Genomic DNA, 695 nt, shown 5'->3' with positions numbered 1-695 from the left:
GTTGCGGTTAGAAAAGCGTTACTCCGGATTAGAGAGTAGCAAATTTCAGCAAGGTACGGATCATCTGGCAAGTAAAGCCATATTCGTTATCGTACCAAGCAACCGTCTTAACTAATTGATAGTCACCGGCAGTTGTAACTTCGGTCTGAGTAGGATCGAAGATTGAACCGTATGTCGTACCGATAACATCGGAAGATACGATTTCGTCTTCGTTCCAGCCAAAGCTAGGGTTGTTTTCGGTGTGCTTCTTGATAGCTTCGTTGACTTGGTCAGCCGTAACGTTCTTGGTCTTCAAGATGGAAACCAATTCGGTCAAGGAACCGTCAACAACAGAAACACGCTGTGCATGACCCTGTAACTTGCCGTTCAATTCTGGGATAACCAAACCGATAGCCTTAGCAGCACCAGTGCTGTGAGGAATCGTGTTAGCAGCAGCTGAACGTGCAGCACGCAGGTTGCCGCCACGAACTGGGCCGTCAAGCAACATCTGAGTTGAGGTGTAGGCATGAACGGTGGTCATGGTACCAACTTCAATGCCGAATTCCTGGTTCAGGAAGTAAGCCATTGGTGCCAAGCAGTTGGTCGTGCAAGAACCTGCAGAAACGATCTTGTCGTCTGCATTCAAGGTGTCATCATTAACGTTATAAACGATAGTCTTAATCTTGCCAGCTGGGGCAGAAATCAGAACACGCTTT

At 47.5% G+C, this 695-nt stretch carries 1 protein-coding gene; it reads right to left on the bottom strand.

All coding sequences use genetic code 11. The annotated features are described in order from the left end of the window. Nucleotides 1-28: 28 nt before the first annotated feature. Nucleotides 29-695: type I glyceraldehyde-3-phosphate dehydrogenase (locus tag D1839_RS20225; RefSeq protein ID WP_166554476.1), on the bottom strand; the 667-nt coding region annotated here is incomplete at its 5' end.

This window comes from Roseburia sp. 1XD42-34 (assembly GCF_009917385.1).
GTDB lineage: Bacteria > Bacillota > Bacilli > Bacillales > Amphibacillaceae > Virgibacillus.
Note: the sequence above shows the minus strand (reverse complement) of the source record. Positions and strands in the feature narration are given on the sequence as shown.